This window comes from Streptomyces sp. S.PNR 29 (assembly GCF_030386795.1).
GTDB lineage: Bacteria > Actinomycetota > Actinomycetes > Streptomycetales > Streptomycetaceae > Streptomyces.
The window spans coordinates 35,452-59,161 of record NZ_JANUQM010000002.1 but is presented as its reverse complement, the minus strand read 5'-3'; the positions used below and the strand labels follow the sequence as shown (position 1 = coordinate 59,161).

Sequence of the window (23,710 nt, the reverse complement as noted above, 5' to 3'; positions counted from 1 at the left end):
CCCTTCTCAGTCCAGGTAGCCCCTGAGCTGGTCCGCGAAGGCGTGGTCGCGGAGCTTGTTCAGGGTCTTGGACTCGATCTGCCGTATCCGCTCCCTGGTGACGCCGAAGATGCGGCCGATCTCCTCCAGGGTGCGGGGGCGGCCGTCGACCAGGCCGTAGCGCAGCTGGACGACCTTCCGTTCACGCTCACCAAGGGTCGACAGGACCGCCTCCAGGTGCTCCCTGAGCAGGAGGAACGCGGCCGACTCGACGGGGCTGGTGGCGTCGCCGTCCTCGATCAGGTCGCCGAGGGCGACGTCGTCCTCCTCGCCGACCGGGGCGTGCAGGGACACGGGTTCCTGGGCGAGGCGGAGCACCTCGCTGACCCGCTCCGGCAGCAGGTCGAGGTGGGCGGCGACCTCCTCGGGCGTCGGCTCGTACCCCCGCTCCTGCAGCATCCGCCGCTGCACCCGCACGACGCGGTTGATGAGCTCGACGACGTGGACCGGGACGCGGATGGTGCGGGCCTGGTCGGCGAGGGCGCGGGACATGGCCTGGCGGATCCACCAGGTGGCGTACGTGGAGAACTTGTAGCCGCGGGCGTAGTCGAACTTCTCCACCGCCCGGATCAGGCCCAGGTTTCCCTCCTGGACGAGATCGAGCATGGTCAGCCCCCGGCCCACGTACCTCTTCGCCACCGACACGACGAGCCGCAGGTTCGCCTCGATCAGGCGTCGCTTGGCCACCCGGCCCATGACGACCAGCCGGTCCAGGTCCAGGGCGAGTTCGCTGTCCAGGTCGGGTGTGTTGCCGAGCTTCTCCTCGGCGAACAGGCCGGCCTCCACGCGGCGGGCGAGTTCGACCTCCTCGGCCGCGGTGAGCAGCGGGATACGGCCGATCTCGCGCAGGTACTGGCGGAACAGGTCCGCGGACGGTCCGCCGGTCTCGGTGCGAGCGGCGGGCGGCGGTTCGGCGGGCTCGGCCGGCTCGGCCGCCTCCAGCGCTTCGGTGGGCGGTTCCGCCGGCTCGGGCGGGTCCTCCGGCCGCGTCTCGGGGTGGTGCACGACACGGCTCTGCGGGGGCACCGCGACGAGAACGTCGGCCTCCGCGTCCGGCTCCGTGCCGTCGGTACTGATGTCGGTCTGGGTGAGGGTCTGGGTCTGCACGGGGGCGACCTCCAGGATGATCGCTGCTGAGGGGTACGGCAGCGGTACTTCGGGGGCGGAGTGGGCGGCCTCGCCGCTGTCCGTCCCGTACGCGATGAGTGGAACGGCGGGGTTCTGTGACCCGTGGGGGACGGATCGGCCGCGCTCCGAGGACTCAGGCACCGGAACCCAGTGTGGGGTAAGACACATCGTCGCCACGAGGGGCGTGCGGTGACTTTTTGCGTCCGGTCCGTGACCGGGTGGTTACCCAGTTCGTTTGACTGTCGTACTGACGGACGGGGAAGGCGGGCCGACATGCAGCTGATCCGGGCGCTACGCGACACGCAGCTGGAGCAGGGCAAGACGCTGGAAGAGCACGGCAAGCTGCTCGGGGCTCTGGTGTCCGGTCAGGTCGCTTTGATGCAGCAGGTGGGGACGAGCATGGAGCATCTCGGGATCACCCCGCCCGAGCAGTCCCCGGGCGAGTAGCTCCCCCAGCGTCACAGCGCCGCCGCACCATGCTCCCGCAGGGCCTGGTCGTACTGCTGCAGCACCCACAGTTCGTTCTGTACGGCGGCCAGCTGGGCCGGGTCGCCGTGGGTGCCGAGGCGGGTGAGCTGGCTCTGGATGTCGCGGACGCGGCGTTCCACGGCACGGCGCCGGACCCGGACCAGTACTTCGCCCGCATACGCCTCGTCGACCACGCGCCGCATGATCGCCTCCACCGCCAGCTCGGTGACCATGGCGCGTACGGAGTCGTCCGGGGCGGCCTCACGGACCCGGACCAGGTAGTCCTGCGGGTCGTGGGCGCCGAACTCGGCGCCGCCCGCGTCCAGGACGGCCTGACGTACGGCGGCGTAGGGCGGGGCGGTGAACTCGTCGACGCCGTACGCGTCGAAGGCCGGGGAGACCAGCTCCGGGCGCTGGAGGGCCAGTTTCAGCAGCTCGCGCTCGGTGGCGTAGACGGGGTTGCGGAGATTCAGCGCGGGGCCGCGCGGGGCCGCCTGGGCAGGGGCGGCGTACTGCTGCGGGGCGCGCTGCTGGTGGGTCGGGGCGGGGCCCTTGCCGCCTCGCTCCCGCGCCCAACGGGCCAGCTGAGCGACCCTCTTGACCACGAACTGGGTGTCCAGGATGCCGAGCATGCCCGCGAGCTGCACGGCCACCTCGTGCTGCGCGCCGCTGTTCTTGATGCGGGCGACGATCGGGGCCGCTTCGTCCAGCGCGGCCGCGCGGCCCGCCGGTGTGTCCAGGTCGTAGCGGACGACGATCTGGCGGAGGGCGAACTCGAACAGCGGGGTGCGGGGTTCGACCAGGTCCAGCACCGCTTCGTCGCCCTTCGCCAGGCGCAGGTCGCACGGGTCCATGCCGTCCGGCGCGATGGCGATGTACGTCTCGGCGGCGAACTTCTGGTCGTCCTCGAAGGCGCGCAGGGCCGCTTTCTGACCGGCGGCGTCGCCGTCGAAGGTGAAGATGACGCGGGCCGAGCCGTTGTCCATGAGCAGCCGGCGGAGGATCTTGATGTGCTCGCCGCCGAAGGCCGTGCCGCAGGTCGCGATGGCGGTGGTCACTCCGGCGAGGTGGCAGGCCATGACGTCGGTGTAGCCCTCGACGACGACCGCCCGGCTGGTCTTGGCGATCTCCTTCTTGGCGAGGTCGATGCCGTAGAGGACCTGGGACTTGCGGTAGATCGCCGTCTCGGGGGTGTTGAGGTACTTGGGGCCGTTGTCCGCCTCGTACAGCTTGCGGGCGCCGAAGCCCACCACTTCCCCGCCGATGTCGCGGATGGGCCACATCAGCCGGCCGCGGAAGCGGTCGATGGGGCCGCGGCGGCCCTCCTGGGACAGGCCGGACAGGAGCAGTTCCTTGTCGCTGAAGCCCTTGCCGCGCAGGTAGCGGGTGAGGTGGTCCCAGCCCTGGGGGCTGTAGCCGACGCCGAAGTGGACGGCGGCGGCCTGGTCGAAGCCGCGCTCGGCGAGGAAGACGCGACCGGTCTCGGCCTCGGGGCTGGTGGCGAGCTGCTCCGCGTACCACTCGGCGGCGATCTTGTGGGCCTCGATCAGGCGGATGCGTTCGCCGCGCTGGTGGGAGGGGTTGTACCCGCCCTCCTCGTACCGCAGGGTGATGCCGGCCTGGGCCGCGAGGCGTTCGACCGCCTCCGAGAAGGAGAGGTGGTCGATCTTCATCACGAACGTGATGGTGTCGCCGCCCTCCTGGCAGCCGAAGCAGTGGAACAGCCCCTTGCTGGGGCTGACCTGGAAGGAGGGCGACTTCTCGTCGTGGAACGGGCACAGACCCTTGAGGTTGCCTCCACCCGCGTTGCGCAGCTGGAGGTACTCGGAGACGACGGCGTCGATCGGGACCGCGTCCCGAACCGCCTTCACGTCCTCGTCGTTGATCCGTCCTGCCACGCGTGAATTCTACGGGGCCGGACCGACAGTTCCGGCGGCTACGAGGCGAGGCCGGTCAGCGGGACGTGCGGGTCGGCGAGCGCCTCCGTGTCCACCTGAGCCCTGGAGCGGATCAGCTGCTGGATCGGCTCTGTGACGTCCCACACATTCACGTTCATTCCGGCCAGCACCCGGCCCTCCTTCACCCAGAAGGCGATGAACTCCCGTTTCCCGGCGTCCCCGCGGATCACCACCTGGTCGTACGACCCGGGCGGCGCCCAGCCGGAGTACTCCATTCCCAGGTCGTACTGGTCGGAGAAGAAGTAGGGCACCCGGTCGTACGTCAGCTCGCGCCCCAGCATGGAGCGCGCGGCCGCCGGGCCTCCGTTGAGCGCGTTGGCCCAGTGCTCCACGCGCAGCCGGGTCTCGAAGAGGGCGTGGTGGAAGGAGGCCACGTCGCCCGCCGCGTAGATGTCGGGGTCGGAGGTGCGCAGCCGCTCGTCCACCACGATGCCGCCGCCCTGCTCCCGGTCGGCGATCTGCAGTCCCGCCGCCTCCGCGAGAGCGACCCGCGGGGCCGCGCCGATCGCGGCCAGGACGTCGTGCGCCGGGTGTTCCTCACCGTCGTCCGTCCGCGCGGCCAGCACCATGCCGTCCTGGCCGACGATCTCCGTCAGCCTGCTGCCGAAGTGGAAGCGGACGCCGTGCTCCCGGTGCAGCTCGGCGAAGAGCTGGCCGATCTCGGGGCCGAGCACCCCGTACAGCGGGGTCGGCGAGGGCTGGACGATGGTGACCTCGGCGCCGTACTCGCGGGCCGCGGCCGCGACCTCCAGACCGATCCAGCCGGCGCCCGCGATCACCAGGTGGCCGTTGTCGCGGCCGAGGTTGGCCAGGACGGCCTTGAGCCGCTCGGCGTGGGCGATGCGGCGCAGGTGGTGCACGCCCGCGAGGTCCGTGCCCGGGATGTCGAGACGGCGGGGCTCGGCGCCGGTCGCCAGCAGCAGCTTGTCGTAGTGGACGACGGTGCCGTCCTCGCCGAAGCGGACCGACTTCGCCGCGCGGTCGACGGCGTCCACGGTCGCGCCGAGGTGCAGCTCGATGTCGTTCTGCGCGTACCAGGCGGGCTCGTGCACGAAGACGCTGTCGCGTGCGTCCTTGCCGAGCAGGTAGCCCTTGGACAGGGGCGGACGTTCGTAGGGGTGGTCGCGCTCGTCACAGATGAGGATCACCCGGCCGGTGAAGCCCTCCGCTCGGAGCGTCTCGGCCGCCTTCGCGCCGGCCAGACCTCCTCCGACGATGACGAATGTCTGATCCGCGTCGACCACTTGATGCCTCCTCGTCAGGGTGCCGCCACATGCGAGCGTCCCGCACGGAGCGTGATGCGGGAAGAGGGAGTGGCCCGATCAGGCCACGGAGGGTCACCTTCGGGTTGTCTTGCGCCACACGTGTTGTTCCCAGTGTCACGCCTGCCCGGTCAGACGGGCATGAAGCGATCTTGCCGAGAGGTCGGTGAGGGAGGCGATCTGGTCGACGATCACCCGTTTGCGGGCGCGGTCGTCGGGGGCCTGGTCGAACAGGGCACGGAACTGGGGGTCGAGGCCGTCCGGGGCGCGGGCGGTGAGCGCCTCGGCCAGTTCGGCGACCACGATCCGCTGGTCGGCGCGGAGCCGCTCCTGCTCGGCACGCTGCATGACGTACCGGTCGGCGACGGCCTTGAGGACCGCGCACTCCATGCGGGTGCTTCTGGGGACGACGAGTTCGGCGGCGTACCGGCTGAGCCGTCCGCTGCCGTACGCCGCCCGGGTCGCGCCCTCGGCGGCGAGGCAGAAGCGGCCGATGAGCTGGCTGGTGGCGTCCTTCAGGCGGGCCTGGGCGACCGCGGAGCCGTCGTAGCCGTGCGGCCACCACTCCTGGTCCATGAGGCGGTCGAGGGCTTCGGCGAGCTCCCCGGGGTCGGTGCCGGCGGGCACGTACCGGCCGATGGCGACCTGGAACACCGCCTGGCGTTCGGGCTCGGCGTGCAGGCAGTTGGGGTCGATGTGGCCGGCGTGCAGCCCGTCCTCGACGTCGTGCACGGAGTACGCCACGTCGTCGGACCAGTCCATGACCTGGGCCTCGAAGCAGGTGCGGGTGCCGGGGGCGCCCTTGCGGACCCAGTCGAAGACGGGCCTGTCGTCCTCGTAGACGCCGAACTTCCTGGACCCCGGGTCGGTGGGGTGGGCGCCGCGCGGCCACGGGTACTTCGTGGCGGCGTCGAGGGCGGCGCGGGTGAGGTTGAGGCCGACGGAACCCTCGGCGGTGAACCGTTTGGGTTCGATGCGGGTGAGGAGCCTCAGCGACTGGGCGTTGCCCTCGAAGCCGCCGCAGTCGTCGGCGAACTCGTTGAGGGCCTCTTCGCCGTTGTGGCCGAAGGGCGGGTGGCCGAGGTCGTGGGAGAGGCAGGCGGCCTCGACGAGGTCGGGGTCGCAGCCGAGGGTGGCACCGAGTTCCCGGCCGACCTGGGCGCATTCGAGCGAGTGGGTGAGGCGGGTACGGGGGCTGGGGTCCCAGGCCGTGCTGCGCTCACCCGGGGTGACCACCTGGGTCTTGCCGGCGAGTCTTCTGAGCGCGGAGGAGTGGAGTACCCGGGCGCGGTCGCGTTGGAAGGCGGTGCGGCCGGGGCGTTTGTCGGGTTCGGGGGCCCAGCGTTCGACCGACGTCGGGTCGTAGCCGGGGAGGGGTGCGGTGCCTTCCATTCCTCGACAGTAAGCGCCTCTTCGTCTGCCGGGTTCGGTTTTGGGGCGGCGTGCGGGTCCGAGTGGCCCTTCGCGCCCACGCGGCGGAGCCGCACATTGACAAGCCCCGCGCCCCTTGGGGCGTCACCGTCACCGTCGGCTTCAAGCCGATGCCAGTGCCGGTTCCGTCGTGGCCGGGGTCGCCAGTGCCTGGTCGTAGCGGTGCAGTACCAGTCGGGCCATCGCCGGGTGGGTGCCCAGGGGTGCCGCCGCGATCCACGGGGCCGCTTCCGCGCACTCGGTCGCGAAGCGGCCCGGGGCCGTGAAATACGACGCTACGGCGATGCGATCGCGACCCCGGGAAGCCAGGGCCCGTATCGCGTCGGGCACCGTCGGTGCGGCGGCGGAGGCGTAGGCGGGGACCACGGGGACGCCGAGGCGTTCCGCGAGCAGTCGGGCGGTGCGGCCGGTGTCGACCCTGGACTCGGGGTCGCGGGAGCCGGCGGCGGCGAGGACGACTCCGGTGGCCCGGCGGGTGGCGTCGTCCAGGGGCGTGCGCCAGCCGGCCTCGACGAGGCGGGCGTGCAGGGTCTCCACGAGGAGGGGGTGCGGGCCGAGCGGGGCGGCCACGCGGGTGCGGGCCGGTGCGGCGGCGGCCATCTCGGGGATGTCCTGTTTGACGTGGTAGCCGCGGCTGAGCAGCAGCGGCACGAGGACGGCCGCGGAGTCCTTGAGGGCGGCGAGGGTGTCCGGGAGGAGCGGCTCGTTCAGCTCGATGTGTCCGAGGTGCACGGGCAGGCCGGGGCGCAGTTCGCGGACGCGGTCGAGGAGCGCGCGGACGGTGCTCAGCGCGCGCGGGTCGCGGCTGCCGTGCGCCACGACGACCAGGGCGGGCGGTGCCGGGCGGCGTCGCCCGTCGAGCGAGACGGTGCTGAGCCGGCGGGCGAGCTGGCTGCTGATCCGGTTCATGAGGTGCGCCGTACTGTCCAGGTGGGCCGTCATGCACCGATGGTGGCGGCGGGAGGTTGCCGCCCCGTTGCACGGGCGTCACGGGTCTTTTCCGGCGGTTCACGGTGGGGTGCATCGGGTGTGTGAGGTGAGGTGACCTGCGGTTTCGCGGTCCGAGTGAACCTGGTCACAGAGGCTCGGGTGAACCGGACCGCCTGACACGGCGTCCCTGACTGTCGAATCGCCGACCGGGGGAGGGACCGTCCGATGGGCCGCCTGAGACTGGGCAGACCCCGCTTTCCGCGCACCCGCGCGGGGCAGCGGCGGCTGGTGCAGGCCGTGATGGCCGCGTGCGTACTGGCGCTGCTGCCGGCGACATGGTTGTACGTGGCGACGGGCGACCGGCTGCGCTCCACGGCCGACGTGCCCCGCACCGAGGTCGCCGTCGTCTTCGGCGCGGGACTGTGGGAGGGCGAGCCGTCGCCGTACCTCGCGCACCGCCTGGACGCGGCGGCCGAGCTGTACCGGGCGGGCCGCATCGAGGTGGTGCTGGTCACCGGCGACAACAGCCGCGAGGACTACGACGAGCCGGACGCGATGCGCGCGTACCTGACCCGGCACGGTGTGCCCGACGGGCGGATCGTCAGCGACTACGCGGGCTTCGACACCTGGGACTCCTGCGTCCGGGCCAGGAAGATCTTCGGGGTCGACCGGGCGGTTCTGATCAGCCAGGGCTTCCACATCCGGCGTGCGGTGGCGCTGTGCCAGGCGGCCGGCGTGACGTCGTACGGCGTCGGGGTCGACGCCAAGCACGACGCGACCTGGTACTACGGCGGTGCTCGGGAGATCTTCGCGGCGGGCAAGGCCGCCCTGGACGCCGTGTTCCGGCCTGATCCGCGGTTCCTCGGGCCCGAGGAGCCGGGGGTGCGGCGGGCGCTGGCCACGGGTGAACAGGCGACCGCGCCCGGCGATGCCACCGGTCGCGCTGGGGTGGGTTCTGGTCAGGACTCTCCTTGACCTGAAGCGCGATTGAGCTTCTAGCGTGTCCTCCAGCTGATCACCAGGCGAGGGGAGAAGGCGCTCATGATTCTCGTGACAGGCGCCACCGGGAACATAGGAAGTGCTCTCCTGCAGGAGCTGCATGCGTGCGATGGCGGGCCCTTACGGGGCCTCACCCGTGACGCTGAGCGAGCTTCACTCCCCGAGGGGGTCGAGGCGGTTGAGGGTGACTTCGCCGACATGGCTTCACTGAAGCCTGCACTGGAAGGGGTGCGCTCGCTGTTTCTCCTGTCGCGGATGGGTTCGGATGCCGACATCCTCGATGCCGCCCGGCAGGCGGGCGTGGAGCACGTGGTGCTGGTGTCGTCCATTACCGCCCAGACCCATCCGCACCTCGGCCCCGCCGACGAGAACCTGGCTGTCGAGCGACTCCTCAAGGGCAGCGGCATGGCCTGGACGATTCTGCGGCCGACGCAGTTCGCCTCGAACGCCCTGTGGTGGGCGGCGTCCATCCGCGAGCACCAACCGGTCCGGGTGCCGTATGCGGACATCGGGCTCCCCACGATCCACCCGGCGGACATCGCGTCAGTTGCGCGGGTGGCGCTGACGGAGTCCGGTCACCAAGGCCGGACGTATGCCCTGACCGGCCCGGAGCTGGTGACGGCCCGGCAGCAGGTTATGGCCATATCCGCAGCCCTGGAGCGGGAGGTGCCGTTCGCCGAGATCAGCCGGGAGGAGGCCCACCGCGACATGGCCGCGTTCCTGGGAGACGAGGCCGCGGATGCGGTGCTCGATGTGACAGGCGGAGACGTCAACGACGAGCTTCTGAAGGTGCGCGACACGGTCTCGCGGGTCACCGGCTCCCCTGCCAGGCGATTCCACCAGTGGGTTTCGGAGAATACCGCCGCATTCCGCTGAGACGCCCGCTGTCCCCTGGTGACGAAGAACGTGCAAGTGACACCGGCCGACCTCACGGCCGTCGGCGCACCGCGGGGAGGTCACCGTCCCGGCGGCGTAACAAAGAGCCGTCACAGCACGTAACACGTACGACGCACTGTGGAAGGCATGCAGAACTCCGCGACGCCCACGCACTGCCCGTACTGCGCCCTGCAGTGCGGGATGAATCTGACGCCCGCCGCCGACGGGACCGTCGAGGTGACCGAGCGCGCGGATTTCCCGGTGAACCGGGGTGCGCTGTGCGGCAAGGGCCGTACGGCGCCGGCGGTGCTCTCGTCCCGGGTGCGGCTGACCTCCCCGTTGGTGCGCTCCGAGGGCACGCTGGTGCCCGCCTCCTGGGACGAGGCGCTGGACCGGATCGCCGAGGGCCTCACGCGCACGCGGGCGGAGCACGGGCCGGACGCGGTCGGCGTGTTCGGCGGGGGTGGGCTGACGAACGAGAAGGCGTACTCGCTGGGCAAGTTCGCGCGGATCGTCCTCGGCACCTCGCAGATCGACTACAACGGGCGGTTCTGCATGTCGTCGGCCGCGGCGGCCGGCACCAAGGCGTTCGGCCTGGACCGCGGGCTGCCGTTCCCGCTGGAGGACATCCCGAAGACCGGCTGTGTGATCCTCGTCGGCTCGAACCTCGCGGAGACCATGCCGCCCTCGCTCCGCTTCTTCAACGAGCTCAAGGACAACGGCGGCAAGCTGATCGTCGTGGACCCGCGCCGCACGAAGACCGCCGAGCAGGCCGACCTGCACCTGGCGCCCCGGCCGGGCACCGACCTGGCACTGGCGCTGGGCATGCTGCACCTGGTCGTGGCCGAGGGGCGCACGGACGAGGCGTACATCGAGGAGCGGACCGCCGGCTGGGAGGACGCCCGGGCCGCGGCCATGGCGCACTGGCCGGAGTACGTGGAGCGGATCACCGGCGTGGCCGTGCCGCAGCTGCGGGAGGCGGTGCGGATGTTCTGCGAGCCGGAGCACGCGATGGTGCTCACCGCCCGCGGGCCCGAGCAGCAGTCCAAGGGCACCGACACGGTGGGCGCGTGGATCAACCTGTGCCTGGCCACCGGCCGCGCGGGCCGGCCGCTGTCCGGCTACGGCTGCCTGACCGGGCAGGGCAACGGGCAGGGCGGGCGCGAGCACGGCCAGAAGGCCGACCAGCTGCCCGGCTACCGCAAGCTGACCGACCCGGCGGCGCGGCGGCACGTGGCCGAGGTGTGGGGCGTGGACCCCGACAGCCTGCCGGGACCGGGCCGCAGCGCGTACGAGCTGCTCGACGCATTGGGTACGGACATCAGGTCGCTGTTGCTGATGGGCTCCAACCCGGTGGTGTCAGCGCCGCGCGCGGCCCATGTCGAGGAGCGCATCAAGGCGCTGGACTTCCTCGCGGTCTGCGATGTGGTGCTGTCGGAGACGGCCGCGCTCGCGGACGTCGTCCTCCCCGTCACCCAGTGGGCGGAGGAGACGGGCACGACGACCAACCTGGAGGGCAGGGTGCTGCTGCGGCGGCGCGCGATCACCCCGCCGGAGGGCGTCCGCAGCGACCTGGAGGTCATGCACGAGCTGGCCGCCCGGCTGGGCGGTGAGAAGGGCCTGGAGAAGAGCTTCCCGACCGACCCCGAGGAGGTCTTCGAGGAGCTGCGCCGGGCTAGCGCGGGCGGCCCCGCCGACTACTCGGGCATCACCTACCGCAGGCTGGCGGAGGAGAACGGGGTGTTCTGGCCGTGCCCGGCGCCGGACGGCTCCGCCGGGGCCGCCGGGTCCGCGGAGTCCGTCGCATCCGCCGATGCCGCCGACTCCGAGGACGCCGCGCTGGACGTGACCCCGGAGGACCCGGCGCGGGATGTCGCCGAGGACGGGGTCCACCCCGGCACCCCGCGCCTCTTCCTCGACCGCTTCGCCACGGAGGACGGCCGGGCCCGCTTCGCCCCCGTCTCGCACCGGGCGGTCGCCGAGGAGCCGGACGACGAGTACCCCGTCCTCCTCACCACGGGGCGCGTCGTGGCCCAGTACCAGTCCGGCGCCCAGACCCGCCGCGTCGACGAGCTGAACGCCGCCGCGCCCGGCCCGTTCGTGGAGCTGCACCCGAGGCTGGCGGCACGGCTGGGCGCGTCCGAGGGCGACCCGGTGGCGGTGGTGTCCCGCCGCGGCCGCGCGGTGGCACCGGCCCGCATCACCACCGGCATCCGCCCCGACACCGTCTTCATGCCCTTCCACTGGCCGGGCGAGGGCCGCGCCAACACCCTGACCAACCCGGCGCTCGACCCGACCTCGCGGATGCCGGAGTTCAAGGCGTGCGCGGTGCGGCTGGAGGCGGTGCAGTCGTAGGCGGCCGGTTCCCGGACCGGCCGATGGCGTCGTTCATGCGCAGTCCGTTTCACCGCCGCGTCAGCCAGTCCCCGCCCTCGATCCGCTTCCCGCGCGCCCGCAGCCGGGCCGCGACGGCCGGTGCGGCGACGTACACCCATGCCCGGACGACGCCGCCGTCGGCGACGCATGTCACCTCGCGTTCGACGCGTTCGTAGAGGTTGCGCGGGTCTCCGGGCACGTACTCCTCCAACCGGTCGAGGGCGGTGAGCAGTTCGCCGTACTCCTCGGGCCGGGCGGTGACCACCTCCCCGTACACCACGCCGGCGCCCGGCTCCTCCACGACGTACGGGTAGCCGGGCCCGTCGTACAGCGCCGCCCCGCTGAGCCGCCCCGGCTCCTCGGAGCACGTGCGGCCGCGCAGGAAGAGGTCGTGGTTGGGCTCGCCGGGGCGGAGGGTGCCGTAGACGAAGAAGGGGAGTCGCACGCGTTCACCTGCACAGGAGCGCTACCTAAGCCTTGCAGGAACGATTCTCACCCCTCACACACCGGCACATGCGCGCTATGGACACCGCCTTGTCATGCCTTCTTAAATCTCAGTCAAGATCGCGGTCGCCCCCCACCCACTCCAACCTTACGGAGACCGATGCGCCGGATACGCCCCGCCCGAGGGTCCCGTCTCGCCACCGCCGGCATAGCCGCCACCACCGCCGCCCTCCTGGCCGCCGCCCTCTCCCCCGCCGACGCGGCCGACGCACCGGCTCCGACCCGCGCCACCGCCCTGGAGAACGCGGCGGCGGCCCTCGTGGAGCACGCCGCGAAGCTGGGTCTGACCTCCGCGCAGGACACCAGCGTCCGGGACGTGGTGGTCGACAAGGACGGTACCCAACACGTCCGCTACGACCGTACGTACCGTCAACTCCCCGTCCTCGGCGGCGACTTCGTGGTCCATCTGAACCGCAACGGCGGCTACCGCACCGCGAACCGCGCGACGAGAACCCCGATCTCGCTCGCGAGCATCACCCCGAAGCTCTCGGCCCCCGAGGCGGCCGGCCTCGCGGTCGACGCCCTGCGTGCCGCGCACCTCGGCGAGACGCTGTCGAAGATCACGGCCAAGCCCCTGCTGGTCGTCGACGCCACGCACGGCACTCCGAAACTGGCCTGGCAGACCAACGCCGTCGCCCGCGACTCCCTCGGCAATCCGGTCGCCCGCACGGTGCTGACCGACGCGGCCACGGGCGATCGGATCGACGCCTGGGACACCATCGAGACGGCGTCGGGCGACGGGCAGTCCCTGTACGGGGGCAAGGTCCCCCTGGAAACGACCCTGTCGGGATCGACGTACCAGCTCAAGGATCCGACGCGCGGGGGCACGTACACCGGCGACGCGGCGAACAAGACGGACCTGTGCGCGCTGGGGACGGTCTGCGTCAGCCGGGCGCCGTCGACGGTGTTCACGGACGCGGACAACCACTGGGGCACGGGCACGGCTTCGGACCGCAGCTCCGCCGCCGTGGACGCCCAGTACGGCACGGACGTCACCTGGGACTACTACAAGAACGTCCACCGCCGCAACGGCATCGCGGGCGACGGCAAGGGCTCGTTCAACCGGGTGCACTACGGCACCAGGTACAACAACGCCTTCTGGGACGACAACTGCTTCTGCATGACGTACGGCGACGGTGACGGGACGACGTTCGGCCCGCTGGTGTCGCTGGACGTGGCCGCCCACGAGATGTCGCACGGCGTGACGTCGAAGACGGCGGCACTGCGGTACTCGGGCGAGTCCGGGGGCCTGAACGAGGCGACCTCGGACATCTTCGGCACGCTGGTGGAGTGGTACGCGGACAACTCGGCCGACCCCGGTGACTACCTGATCGGCGAGAAGATCGTCCGCTCCGGCTTCGGCCGCGAGGCCCTGCGGTACATGGACAAGCCGTCGAAGGACGGCAAGTCGGCGGACTGCTGGACCTCGAAGGTCGGTTCGCTCGACGTCCACTACTCCTCCGGCGTCGCCAACCACTTCGCCTACCTGCTGGCCGAGGGCAGCGGCCCGAAGACGCTGAACGGCGTCGGCTACAACTCCCCCACCTGCAACGGCTCGACGGTGCCGGGGATCGGCCGCGCAAAGCTCGGCAAGATCTGGTACCGGGCACTGACGGTCTACATGACGTCGACGACGAACTACGCCGGCGCCCGGACGGCGACGCTGAACGCGGCGCGGGATCTGTACGGGGCGGGGAGCGCGGAGTACGGGGCTGTGGGGGCGGCCTGGAAGGCGGTGGGGGTGGGCTGACCACTGCGGTGCGTGCGACGGCCGCTCCCGGGGAGACGGGGCGCGGCCGCCGCTCCTACTCCTGTCCTGTAAGCCAACCTCGTGCCACGGCCCGAGCACCTGCTTGAAACCGGCTGCGAGCATCCAGTCTCTCCATCAGGTCAGCGGCGATCCGGCGGGCCGTGCGGGGCGACACGCCAAGCCGCTTCCCTATTGCCTCATCGGTGAAGCCCTGCCCCAGGAGGCGAAGCGCTTCGGACTCCTGGCTCGTCAGACCGTGCCCGTCCCGCTGACCGGCGGGCGCTCCGAGAGGCCTGCCGTTCTCCCAGACGATTTCGAAGAACGCGCTGAGCGCGATCAGCGCCCCGCTACCCGTAAGGATCAGGGCTCCGGCCGCACTGTTGTCGCCATCCGTGGGCAGGACGGCGAACTTGCGGTCCAGGAGCATCAGGCGAATGGGCAGAGACGGCACCGTGCGCACGTGGCCCCCGAGTTCGGTGAGCCACTTCGCGTACCTCAGCGTCGGCGGATCGTTGCGGACACTGTCAAGGTAGACCGTCCGCATGGTCACGCCCCGTCTGAGCAACTCGGCATCCTGCGGCCTGGCGGCTTCCATACTCGCGGTGCTCTGGCCACCGCCCGGGGCCAGCGTCATCACCTCGCTCTGCACCTCACGGCACAGCACGTTGATCCGATCACGGATCTCGTCAATCCCGTCGAGCTGTTCGACATCGGCGGGGTGCTTTCGAGGTCTGGACGCCGCGAAGTCCGCCATCAGCTTGGCGGCAGCGAGTCTGGTCTGTTCGACCCGCTGTTGCTCTGCGGCCAGCCGTTCCTCCTGACGGGCAACCAGAACCTGCATGCTGACCGCAGGATCCACGGCCCGGAAGCATCGCGGATCATCCAGCGCTTGACGCACCAAGGCGAGCTCGCTGAGGCGGTCGAGTGCCGCCCTCAGAGATGCATCGGAGATACCAAGGTGTCTTCGGAGGTCGGCTAAGTCGGCCTGGGGTCGGCCGAGCATCGCCCGGTAGACGCTCTCAGCTGTTTCATCCAGCCCCAAGGTCTCCAGCACAACAGATCCCTCCCCTCGGGGACGCAGAAGCAAGCATGATCGAGCGCCAAGAGGTTGTAAACAACTCCAAGGCGACTGACCGCGGACATGACCGGTTCCGGCTAGCGCATAAAGCGTCCTGGTATGCGCCTTGTCACCCTTTGTGTCGCTCTCCGAGAGTGGGTGGATGTATCTCATCCACGTCCGCATCGCTACGCCCCATAACTTTGTCCCGCCTGAGCAGCTAAGCCACCTGTTTCTCGCCCAAGCCTCGTCCGAGGATGCGATCGGCCATGTCAGTGTGCACACCACGCAGCCGGGGACCGTCACCGTTGGTCTGTTCGTTGCGACGCACTCCCTGTTGAGCGCCGAGAGGGCCGCACTCGAAGTTGCGACGCGAGCCGTGAGCACGGAACCGACCTTGGACGGTTGCCGCGTCACGAGTTGTTCCGGCGCCTTGGTCGGCATGTTCTTCGACCGGGAGGCGGGATTCAGTGGAGCGGACGGTGGACGGACTATGCAACTGCCTGATCAGGCCAGCGACGAGTGATGACAACCGGCAGCCGCGACGACGAAGCTGAATCCGGAGCGGCAAGGGTCGCTCAGTCCGCCTCTTCGGTTCCCGTCCGTCCTTCTGGTCCTGCCATGGAGGTCCGACCATGTCCCGCACCTACAAGAGCATGAAGAAGACCACTCTCGTCCTCGGTCTCGCCGGGCCCGTTGCGACGGCCATGATTGACGGCGTGGACCATCGCCACTTTTCCGCGCCCATCGTTCCTCTGGCCATCAAGGAAGTCACCTCTGACTCGGATACCACGGGGTGGGACTGACGGCCCGAAAGAAGTCGATTCTCGCCTTCCATCCGCAGAGGTGACGGTATATGGAGAAGCATCAGGCCCGGTCGGGGGCATCGGCGGTGACTGAGATATCCGCTCCCGACGTTCGGGAGAGCCCTCGCTTGAGCATGCCGCGACCGTGGAGTGAGACAACGAGGAATCAGTTGCGGTTCCGCTCGTCAGGAAAGGTTCGTGACATCTACGAGGTAGTGCCCCCGCACCGCCCAGGCGCGCACGGCAAGCTCGCCCTCATAGCAAGCGACCGCATGTCGGCGTTCGACAGGGTGCTCAGTGACGAGGTTCCGGGCAAAGGGCTGGTGGTTACGGCACTGACGAAGTTCTGGCTGGACAACCTGGACAGTGCCCCCCACCATCTGCTCGCATGGCGGGCATCGGAACTGCCGGACCGGATTTCCCATCTCGCCGGCCGCGCGGTTGTCGTGAGGAAACTCAGGATGATTCCCCTGGAATGTGTAGTGCGTGGGCACATTACCGGATCCGCCTGGGACGAGTACAGGAGCACCGGGCGAGTCGGGGGTGACGTAATGCCCAAGGGAATGAGGTTGGCCGACCCCTTTCCCGAGCCACTGTTCACGCCCGCACTCAAGTGCGCGGACGGTGATCAGAACATTTCGTCCAGGGCTGCGCTCGACCTGGTGGGACGCAACGTCTTCGATACCCTCAGGAAACGCAGTCTCGATCTCTACAAGCAGGCCGCCCGCATTGCCAGGACCCGGGGCATCGTCATCGCCGACACCAAGTTCGAGTTCGGTTTCGACGAGATGGGGCGGATCACCCTGGCCGACGAAGTCCTCACTCCTGACTCAAGTCGTTTCTGGCTTGCGGGCTCCTGGCGTCCTGGTGAGGTTCCGCTGTCTTTCGACCGGCGCGCGATCAAGGAGTGGTTGACATCGCAGCGATGGAATCGTTCCCTCCCTGCTCCGCAGATCCCCCGCCGGATCATCCAGAGAACAGCAGACCTCTATCGGGAAGTATACGTGCGCCTATCGAATCATTCGATTCAGGACTGGATTGATGCGGCCCGTGGATGAGCCGACGCTATAGCAAGTTCCTTGTGTGCCAGTCGACCAGCATGCTGGGCGACCAGATCGCGGAATCGGCTCTCCCTGCGATCGCGATCTTGGTGCTGAATGCCTCGGCCCTCGAGGCCGGGGCACTCAATGCCGTGATCAATCTCGGCTACCCCCTTGCAGGGCTGTTCGCCGGGGCCCTGACCGATCGATTCTCGCGCCGACGAATGATTGTCTGTGCCGACCTGATCCGCCTGCTGAGTGTCGCCTCGATACCATTGGCTGCCGCGTTCGACTTGCTCCACCTGGGTCAAATGTACATTGCCGGATTCATCATCGGTACGGCTGCGGTCTTCTTCGAGGTCGCCGTACAGGCCTACGTCCCTGCGATTGCGGGCACCCGGAATCCGCATACGGCTTATGCCGGTCTCGAAGCGAGCCGTTCAGTCTCCCAGGTCATGGGACCCGCTGTCTCCGGCCTTCTCATCAAGATGTTCGGTGCACCCTTTTCGCTGATTGCCAATGCCGCGACGTCCGCGGTGTCCGTTCTTGGCCTACCGAGGGCTCCTGAGACACATCTCAGAGTGCAACCTCGTTCGAGGATCGTGGACGAGATAAGAGCAGGGCTGATCATGGTCAGGAAAGACGCTGTGCTGCTCCCTCTCGCTCTAAAATCAACTACATCGAACTTCGGCTTCGCCGTCATATTGGCGGTACTTCCGGTGTTTGTTTACCGCGGGCTACGGCTCGAGCCCTTGTGGCTGGGAATAATTCTTACCTCAGGAAGCCTGGGCGCCTGTCTCGGAGCACTCTCCTCCAGGAAGGTCACCAGGGCGCTCGGGCTGGCGCGCACCATGATCCTTGGCTCGGTCATGCTCGGGGCGCCATGGGTCTTTGTTCCGCTGTCACTGACAGGCGCGAAGGTCTCACTGATGTGTCTCATTGCGGCCACCTCAGCCTTCTTTCTGCCTGTTTGGAATATCAACGCCGCCGCCATTCGTCAGTCCATCGTCGACGAATCCAGCATGGGACGAGTGGTGGCGACGATGAAGACGCTCACCTGGACGGCCCATCCCACGGGGGCCATTTTCGGAGCGGTCCTCGCAGATTGGCTAACCGGCGTTTTCGGCGACGGCCTGGGGCCTGCCCTGGCTCTTGTGGCGGGTGGAACGATCCGCGGTTCGGCCACGTTGCTGGTCCCCAGCCGGGAAGATATGCAGGCAAGGAATCTACAGGTGTGACTCACCAGTCCGAGGTGACTAAAGTGAAGCGCGGTATTCTTTATTGCACCTATAACGGTGTTTGCAACAACACCAACGGCATCGGCAGGCAAACGAAGACGCTCCTGGGGGGAATGGATAAGCGTCGGGCTGACATCGAGAGTGAATTTGGTTCTTTCGCCCTCGACGTCGCCTTCCCGGCACCCGGCAGCCAGACCCTTGCCTACAACGAAGACGATCTGCTGTGGGCTCAGCGCATCGTCAAGAACATGGGCGGACGACTCTTCGGGTTGCCTTCTGGCGCGACATCCGGTCTGTGGTCCGTCGACACGTGGGAGGCTCTGTCCAAGGAGGCTGCCGAAGCCGCGATCCGTTTTTCCAAAGAAGTGGATGAGTTGGCCGTCATCGCCGTCGACACTCCTTTTGCCGGTGTTTCCCGCTACATCGCCGACAGCGCTCGTCCCTATGGCGCTCATATCAAGACAGTCCATGCCCTGTACAGCACGGACGCGATTCACGGCACCAGGCCAACCACAGGGAGAAGGGCGTGGGAACAGGAATGCATTGAGCATGTGAACGGTTCTCGTCACGCCTGGGTGGCGGATATTGGCCAGTTTTTCACATCCCACCTTCGTGATGTGTACGGTCTGCGCACGGATCGGTTGATTCCTTTTCGATCCAGCCTTGATCTTGCGAGCTGCGACCTTCAGGCGTGCGGTCAGGAAGAAGCGCGCCGTACCGTTGCCAAGTGGGGTGTCCCGACTGACCGTCCGATTGTTCTGTCCTTTGGCCGGGCGGACCCCATCAAGGGGGTTGACACACTGATTCGGGCTCTCGGTCCGCTCCGGGACCAGGTGCATCTGGCGCTGGTCGCAGTCCCTTACAGTCACTCGGGGCCGATCCTGGACGAGTACCGGAGGCTCATCGCCGAGCACGGAGTCAGGGCGACACTTGTCCCTCGCTTCACGCGCGAGCTTCCGAGAGCCCTGTGTGCGCTCGAGGAGACACGGATCGTTGCCTGCACATCGCTCGGTGAGCCGTTGGCCAACGTGCCCTTCGAGGTGGCCATGTGGGCCAGGAACGGAGGCCCCGTCGTGGTAGCGCCGGCCTGCGACGGCTTCCTCGAACAGATAGAGGACGGCCAGACAGGGCTCTTCTACGCGCCTACCGAGGCCGGATCCCTGACAGACGCGATCAGGCGTGCGCTCAACTATTCGATTGAGGAGACGCGGAAGATCTGCCAGTCGGCACACGAGAAGGTGGCGCGCGACCGGGACATTGTTCCGAATCTCGTCGAGTCGCTACATCACCTGTGGGGGCGGCGACTTTGACGTCTTTTCGGGCATCTGGCCAAAGGCGGTGGGATCACAGCATGAAACCCGACATCAGAGCGAGGTCGTTGGGCGACGGTATCGCTGTCCGAGCCATAGTGTTCGACTTCGACGGTGTCATTGTGGACACGGAGACATCACTGCTTCAGTCGTGGATGGATCTGTTTGCCCACCATGGATGTCCGCCTCCATCGCTCGTCGAGTGGAAGCGGCGAATCGGCTCGTCGCTGAACCGTGACTTGATGCCGAACCTATTGAAGTATTGTCCGGAGATAGACGAACACGAGGCCCGGCGCTGGCGAGTGCAGCGGAGCAGAGAGCTCTGTGCGCAGGAGAATGTCATGCCGGGAGTGACGAATTGGCTGAGAGACGCGGGCGAACAGGGGGTGCTGCTTGGTGTGGCCTCCAGCTCTCCGTCCGAGTGGGTCCTGGGCAACCTGCGCCGTCTGAGCGTGTCCGACAGCTTCACGGCCATCTCATGCGCTGGGCCACGAATCCCGGGCAAGCCTGCGCCTGACCTCTACCTGAGAACATGTGCGGCGCTGGGAGTGCCTCCTGAGGCTGCCCTTGCCGTCGAGGATTCCCCCAACGGCATCCGCGCGGCCAAGCTGGCAGGGCTCTTGTGCATAGCCGTCCCGAACAAGCTCACGTCCGACATGGACTTGTCCCAGGCTGATCTGGTGATTCCGTCTCTGGCCGACTGCACCTTCGAAGAGGCGGTCGGCCGATTGGCCGCGGATCAACGGCTTCGGGCGCAGGGCCGGACATGAGTCTCACTTTCTCTGCCGCGGCGTCGACGGACATGACGGCCAGGAAGGCATGCGCCGGCATGGGCAGGGTGATGTGCCGAATCCAGCCGGTGCAGCGGCGGGGTCAGAACCGAAGTGGCGGTAGAGGGAACCGGGAACCCCTGGTGCCGGTGCCGGACCACGACAGCCAGACCGGCTTGTTCACCGGGCCGCCTCACCCCGCATACGGCCGCCTCCCACGCGCCTCCCGCAACGCCTCCCCCCACCACACCACCTGATCCAGCATCGTCTTCAGCGCCGCGTCCGGTCCCGACGGGTCCTTGAGCCGGCCCGCGTCGTCGAAGGACGCGCCCGCGTTGTGGAAGGAGACGGTGTCGCGGACGGTGACGGCGTGGAGTTCGGCGAAGACCTGGCGGAGGTGTTCGACGGCGCGCAGGCCGCCGGAGATGCCGCCGTAGGAGACGAGGGCGACCGGCTTGGCGCGCCACTCGGCGTAGTGCCAGTCGATGAGGTTCTTCAGGCCGGCCGGGAACGAGTGGTTGTACTCGGGGGTGAGCACGACGAACGCGTCGGCGCCCGCGAGTTTCGGGGTGATCTCGGCCAGTGCTGCGGTCGCCTCCGGGGTGCGGGCGAAGGTCGTGGGCAGGTCCGTCTCGGCGACGTCCACGACTTCGGGGACCAGGTCGTCCCGGTCCCGGACGTGGCCGAGGAGCCAGTCGGCGACGACGGAGCCGAAGCGGCCGTGGCGGTTGCTGCCGACGACGACGGTGACGTGAAGGGGTGATGGCGTGGTCTGCATGCGGGACAGCCTGCTACCTCAACTTTGATTGAGGTCAAGCGTCGGTCCGCGGAGCCCCCGGGTCACCCGTTCACCCGCGCGCCCCGCCCCCTTCGGGTTCTTTCCGCGACACACCCTCCACCAGCCGTTGACCTGCTGAAATGGCACGTCGGTCGGCGTCCGGGCCGCACGTCCGCCACCCGTTCACACCATTTCTGACACACCTTCAGGAAGCGCGCGGGGCCCGGTGCCACTTACCTCGGAAGGGCAGGTACGCGACCCCGAAGGAGCACCGATGCGACGCACCGCCCGCCTGCCGGCCGCCGCCGCGCTCGCCGTCGCCATCGCCGGTCTCACCCCGTCCGCCCACGCGGTGGACGCCGACGGCCTGGAGATGTTCCCCTCCTCGGTCGTGCCGGGCGGCCCCGTCACGGTGAGCACGGCGGCCTGCGGCGACGGCGGTACGGCGGCGGGTGACGCCAGCGCGGTGGGCGCCGGTGCCTTCGCCCTGGCGCCGAGCGCGCACGAGGGCGGGGCGACCGGGCGGTTCCGGGTGCCGCCGAGCGCGCATCCGGGGACGTACGAGATCGCCGTCACCTGCGCCGAGGGCGGTCGGCGGGTGACCGGCGACCTGGTGGTCACGCTGACGCCCCTCCAGGAACGGGTGCATCCGCGAGGAAGCGTGAAGACGGGGGTCGGGGGCGCTCTGGGTCCCGACCCCGTACAGACCGCGGCCGGTGTGGCGGCCCTCGCCGTCGCCGCCGCGGGCGGTACCTGGCTCCTGCATCGCCGGGCGAGAGGCGGCGGGATCTGACGGACACCCTCCGCTGTCCGTCCGCCGGTACCGCAACTCCCCTCCCCTCCGGGTCCGACGCCCCTCTCGGCCCGGAGGGGCAGGGGCCTTCGAGGAGAGGGTCGTCATGGGCAGGGTCGGCACCACCGCCACAGCGGCCGTCACCGTGGCCGCCCTGTGCTGCGGCGCCTGGCTGCTGGTGGACGGCGCCGGGACGCACGCCCCGCCGCAGCCGTCCGCCGCGCAGGCCCGCTCCGGGCAGGACCACGAGCCGCCCGCAGCCCCGACGTTGCCCGCCGCCCCGCCGGACCGCATCCGCATCCCGTCGATCCGCGTCGACGCCCCGCTGACGGGCCTCGGCCTCACCCCGGGCGGCGGCCTCGACGTGCCGCCCGCCGCGCGGGAGAACCTCGCCGGCTGGTACGAGGCCGGTTCCACGCCCGGCGAGACGGGCACCGCGATCGTCGCCGGGCATGTCGACAACGCCGACGGTCCCGCCGTCTTCTACGACCTCGGCGCCCTGAAGAAGGGCAGCACCGTGGAGGTGCACCGGCGCGACGGCACAGTGGCGGTGTTCACGGTGGACGCGGTCGAGGCGTACACCGCCGAGGACTTCCCCGACGAGAAGGTGTACGGGGCGGCCCGACGGCCCGAACTGCGGGTGATCACCTGCGGCGGGGACTACTCACGAAGCACCGGTTATCAGGGCAACGTCGTCGTCTTCGCGCATCTCACCGGCAGCCGCTGAACCGTGCGGCGCCGGCGGACCGGCGATGATGTTCGCCTTGCCCCACGCCTCCAGCGGGACCAGCGCCTCGTTGAGGGCGGCTCCGCGCGGTGTCAGCGAGTACTCCACGCGCGGCGGCACCTCGTCGTACGCCTCCCGGTGGACGATGCCGTCCGCCTCCAGTTCCCGCAGCTGCGCGGCGAGCACCTTCTCCGTCACCCCCGGCACCTGCCGGCGCAGCTCACCGAAGCGGCACGGACGCAGGGACAGCTCCCAGATGATGAATGTCTTCCACTTGCCCCCGATCACGTCGATCGCCGCGTCGACCCCGCAGACGTACGAACCCGGCCGCCGCGTCGTCCCCATACCCGTCGTCCCCCTCTCCTGCTGCCTGCGACGAGCCTAGACGGCGGCACTGACAGAACAGTTGCCTCGTACGCCCCGCGCTCCCCCCGATACCGCCAGGCCCTGTCGTTTGGATCATCCCGGCGTCGCGGGGTCTGGCACGCACCGCACCTCACGGCCGGCCTGATCCAAACGACAGGGCCTAGGCCAGCCACTGCTCGTACGCCAGATCGGCCACCAGGGCGAAGACGACCGTCAGCAGCACGAGCCGCACGAAGCGGCTGCCCTTCTTCAGGGCCGTGTGCGCGCCGAGGGTGCCGCCCGCCAGGTTGAACACGGCCATCAGGGCGGCCGGCTGCCACAGCACGGCGCCCTGCCAGGCGAACATGGCGAGCGCGCCCGCGTTGGTGCAGCAGTTGACGATCTTGGCGGTGGCGGAGGCGGTCACCAGGTCGAGGTGGAGGACGGCGGTGAGCGCCAGGACGAGGAACGTGCCGGTGCCGGGCCCGATGAGCCCGTCGTAGAAGCCGATGCCGAGGCCCGCGAGGCCGATCGCCGCGAGGACCTGGCGGCGGGTGGCCGGGCCGGTCGCGGGGGCCGTGCCGAAGGCGGGGCGCAGGATCACGAAGGCGGCGACCCCGAGCAGCACCACCATGATCACCGGCTTGAGCACGTCCGTGCTCATGCCGGCCGCGAAGAACGCCCCGGCCGACGATCCGGCGAGGGCGGCCAGCCCGATGCGCACGGCCGTCCCGACATCGACCGGGGCCTTGCGGGCGTAGGTCACCGCCGCGCCGGTCGTGCCGACGATGGCGACCGCCTTGTTGGTGCCGAGCGCGTGCGCGGCCGGCGTGCCGGCCGGCAGCCCGAGCAGCAGCACCGGCAGCAACAGGAGCCCGCCCCCGCCGACCACGGCGTCGATCCAGCCGGCCGCGAGCGCCGCGAGGCAGAGCAGGGCGACCATGGTCAGCGGTATGTCGGGCATGATCGCGACTGTATCCCGGTCGTAGACGATGCCGCCTGCACGGAACCCGGCGCCCGGCCGTCCCGCCTCACAACGCGCCCCCGGCGCCCGTCCCGAACCCTCACATCCGCCCCGCACCCTCGCTGAGGGCAGCGTTCCTCTCGGGAAACAAAGGTGATGCT

At 69.4% G+C, this 23,710-nt stretch carries 23 protein-coding genes; 13 read left to right on the top strand and 10 right to left on the bottom strand.

Annotated features, from left to right (window positions below; translation table 11 throughout):
• Positions 1-6: 6 nt before the first annotated feature.
• A complete protein-coding gene (locus NW895_RS04935; RefSeq protein WP_289934020.1) occupies positions 7-1,308 on the bottom strand; it encodes an RNA polymerase sigma factor in 1,302 nt (433 codons plus the stop codon).
• Positions 1,309-1,440: 132 nt separating this feature from the next.
• Between NW895_RS04935 and NW895_RS04930 the strand changes: the two genes are divergently transcribed.
• Positions 1,441-1,614, top strand: coding sequence for a hypothetical protein (locus NW895_RS04930; RefSeq protein WP_289934019.1), 174 nt, complete (start codon positions 1,441-1,443; stop codon positions 1,612-1,614).
• Between the two features lie 11 nt (positions 1,615-1,625).
• Here the strand turns inward: NW895_RS04930 and dnaG are convergent, their stop codons facing one another.
• The 4 genes from dnaG to NW895_RS04910 form a co-directional block, all read right to left on the bottom strand.
• Positions 1,626-3,533: a DNA primase gene (gene dnaG / locus NW895_RS04925; RefSeq protein WP_289934018.1), complete on the bottom strand. Its 1,908-nt coding sequence runs from the start codon at positions 3,531-3,533 to the stop codon at positions 1,626-1,628.
• 38 nt (positions 3,534-3,571) lie between these two features.
• Complete coding sequence (locus NW895_RS04920; RefSeq protein WP_289934017.1) at positions 3,572-4,837, bottom strand: FAD-dependent oxidoreductase; 1,266 nt, start codon at positions 4,835-4,837, stop codon at positions 3,572-3,574.
• Positions 4,838-4,972: 135 nt separating this feature from the next.
• The gene (locus NW895_RS04915; protein ID WP_289934016.1) at positions 4,973-6,247 is read right to left on the bottom strand and encodes a deoxyguanosinetriphosphate triphosphohydrolase; all 1,275 of its coding nucleotides are present in this window, start codon (positions 6,245-6,247) and stop codon (positions 4,973-4,975) included.
• A 141-nt stretch (positions 6,248-6,388) separates the two neighbouring features.
• Positions 6,389-7,228 carry a sirohydrochlorin chelatase gene (locus NW895_RS04910; RefSeq protein WP_289934013.1) on the bottom strand — a complete coding sequence of 280 codons (840 nt, stop codon included), beginning with the start codon at positions 7,226-7,228 and terminating at the stop codon, positions 6,389-6,391.
• 213 nt (positions 7,229-7,441) lie between these two features.
• Here NW895_RS04910 and NW895_RS04905 point away from each other — a divergent pair, with 213 nt between their 5' ends.
• The 3 genes from NW895_RS04905 to NW895_RS04895 all read left to right on the top strand — a co-directional run bounded on the left by NW895_RS04905 (position 7,442) and on the right by NW895_RS04895 (position 11,446).
• Positions 7,442-8,191 carry an ElyC/SanA/YdcF family protein gene (locus NW895_RS04905; protein WP_289934012.1) on the top strand — a complete coding sequence of 250 codons (750 nt, stop codon included), beginning with the start codon at positions 7,442-7,444 and terminating at the stop codon, positions 8,189-8,191.
• A gap of 66 nt (positions 8,192-8,257) precedes the next feature.
• Positions 8,258-9,091, top strand: a complete 834-nt coding sequence (locus tag NW895_RS04900; protein WP_289934011.1) for an NAD(P)H-binding protein — start codon at positions 8,258-8,260, stop codon at positions 9,089-9,091.
• A 147-nt stretch (positions 9,092-9,238) separates the two neighbouring features.
• The gene (locus NW895_RS04895) at positions 9,239-11,446 is read left to right on the top strand and encodes a molybdopterin oxidoreductase family protein (protein WP_289934010.1); all 2,208 of its coding nucleotides are present in this window, start codon (positions 9,239-9,241) and stop codon (positions 11,444-11,446) included.
• 49 nt (positions 11,447-11,495) lie between these two features.
• On the opposite strand, the gene NW895_RS04890 is transcribed toward NW895_RS04895, so the two are convergent.
• Positions 11,496-11,912, bottom strand: coding sequence for a gamma-glutamylcyclotransferase family protein (locus NW895_RS04890; protein ID WP_289934009.1), 417 nt, complete (start codon positions 11,910-11,912; stop codon positions 11,496-11,498).
• Positions 11,913-12,071: 159 nt separating this feature from the next.
• Here NW895_RS04890 and NW895_RS04885 point away from each other — a divergent pair, with 159 nt between their 5' ends.
• Positions 12,072-13,721 (top strand): M4 family metallopeptidase, encoded by a 1,650-nt coding sequence (locus NW895_RS04885; RefSeq protein WP_289934008.1) that lies wholly within the window; start codon positions 12,072-12,074, stop codon positions 13,719-13,721.
• A 55-nt stretch (positions 13,722-13,776) separates the two neighbouring features.
• On the opposite strand, the gene NW895_RS04880 is transcribed toward NW895_RS04885, so the two are convergent.
• On the bottom strand, positions 13,777-14,775 hold the full coding sequence (locus NW895_RS04880) for a LuxR family transcriptional regulator (protein ID WP_289934007.1): 999 nt from the start codon (positions 14,773-14,775) through the stop codon (positions 13,777-13,779).
• A gap of 166 nt (positions 14,776-14,941) precedes the next feature.
• Here NW895_RS04880 and NW895_RS04875 point away from each other — a divergent pair, with 166 nt between their 5' ends.
• From NW895_RS04875 to NW895_RS04850, 6 genes are all read left to right on the top strand, one after another.
• Positions 14,942-15,304, top strand: a complete 363-nt coding sequence (locus NW895_RS04875; RefSeq protein ID WP_289934006.1) for a hypothetical protein — start codon at positions 14,942-14,944, stop codon at positions 15,302-15,304.
• 109 nt (positions 15,305-15,413) lie between these two features.
• Entirely contained in the window at positions 15,414-15,584 is a 171-nt protein-coding gene (locus tag NW895_RS04870; protein WP_289934005.1) for a hypothetical protein, read from the top strand.
• Between the two features lie 50 nt (positions 15,585-15,634).
• Complete coding sequence (locus NW895_RS04865; protein ID WP_354670070.1) at positions 15,635-16,642, top strand: phosphoribosylaminoimidazolesuccinocarboxamide synthase; 1,008 nt, start codon at positions 15,635-15,637, stop codon at positions 16,640-16,642.
• A complete protein-coding gene (locus NW895_RS04860; RefSeq protein ID WP_289934004.1) occupies positions 16,639-17,862 on the top strand; it encodes an MFS transporter in 1,224 nt (407 codons plus the stop codon). The genes NW895_RS04865 and NW895_RS04860 overlap by 4 nt, the downstream gene beginning before the upstream one ends.
• Complete coding sequence (locus tag NW895_RS04855; RefSeq protein ID WP_289934003.1) at positions 17,859-19,172, top strand: glycosyltransferase family 4 protein; 1,314 nt, start codon at positions 17,859-17,861, stop codon at positions 19,170-19,172. Before NW895_RS04860 ends, NW895_RS04855 begins: the two co-directional genes overlap by 4 nt.
• 41 nt (positions 19,173-19,213) lie before the next feature.
• Complete coding sequence (locus NW895_RS04850; RefSeq protein ID WP_289934002.1) at positions 19,214-19,942, top strand: HAD-IA family hydrolase; 729 nt, start codon at positions 19,214-19,216, stop codon at positions 19,940-19,942.
• Positions 19,943-20,135: 193 nt separating this feature from the next.
• Here NW895_RS04850 and NW895_RS04845 read toward each other — a convergent pair whose 3' ends face one another.
• On the bottom strand, positions 20,136-20,720 hold the full coding sequence (locus NW895_RS04845) for an NAD(P)H-dependent oxidoreductase (protein WP_289934001.1): 585 nt from the start codon (positions 20,718-20,720) through the stop codon (positions 20,136-20,138).
• A 274-nt stretch (positions 20,721-20,994) separates the two neighbouring features.
• Between NW895_RS04845 and NW895_RS04840 the strand changes: the two genes are divergently transcribed.
• Positions 20,995-21,513 carry a hypothetical protein gene (locus NW895_RS04840; protein WP_289934000.1) on the top strand — a complete coding sequence of 173 codons (519 nt, stop codon included), beginning with the start codon at positions 20,995-20,997 and terminating at the stop codon, positions 21,511-21,513.
• A gap of 106 nt (positions 21,514-21,619) precedes the next feature.
• Positions 21,620-22,240, top strand: a complete 621-nt coding sequence (locus tag NW895_RS04835; RefSeq protein ID WP_289933998.1) for a class F sortase — start codon at positions 21,620-21,622, stop codon at positions 22,238-22,240.
• On the opposite strand, the gene NW895_RS04830 is transcribed toward NW895_RS04835, so the two are convergent.
• Together NW895_RS04830 and NW895_RS04825 are read right to left on the bottom strand one after the other, a co-directional pair.
• The gene (locus tag NW895_RS04830; protein ID WP_289933997.1) at positions 22,178-22,585 is read right to left on the bottom strand and encodes a helix-turn-helix domain-containing protein; all 408 of its coding nucleotides are present in this window, start codon (positions 22,583-22,585) and stop codon (positions 22,178-22,180) included. The genes NW895_RS04835 and NW895_RS04830 overlap by 63 nt on opposite strands.
• Positions 22,586-22,766: 181 nt before the next feature.
• Positions 22,767-23,549 carry a TSUP family transporter gene (locus tag NW895_RS04825; protein WP_289933995.1) on the bottom strand — a complete coding sequence of 261 codons (783 nt, stop codon included), beginning with the start codon at positions 23,547-23,549 and terminating at the stop codon, positions 22,767-22,769.
• Positions 23,550-23,710 lie beyond the last annotated feature (161 nt).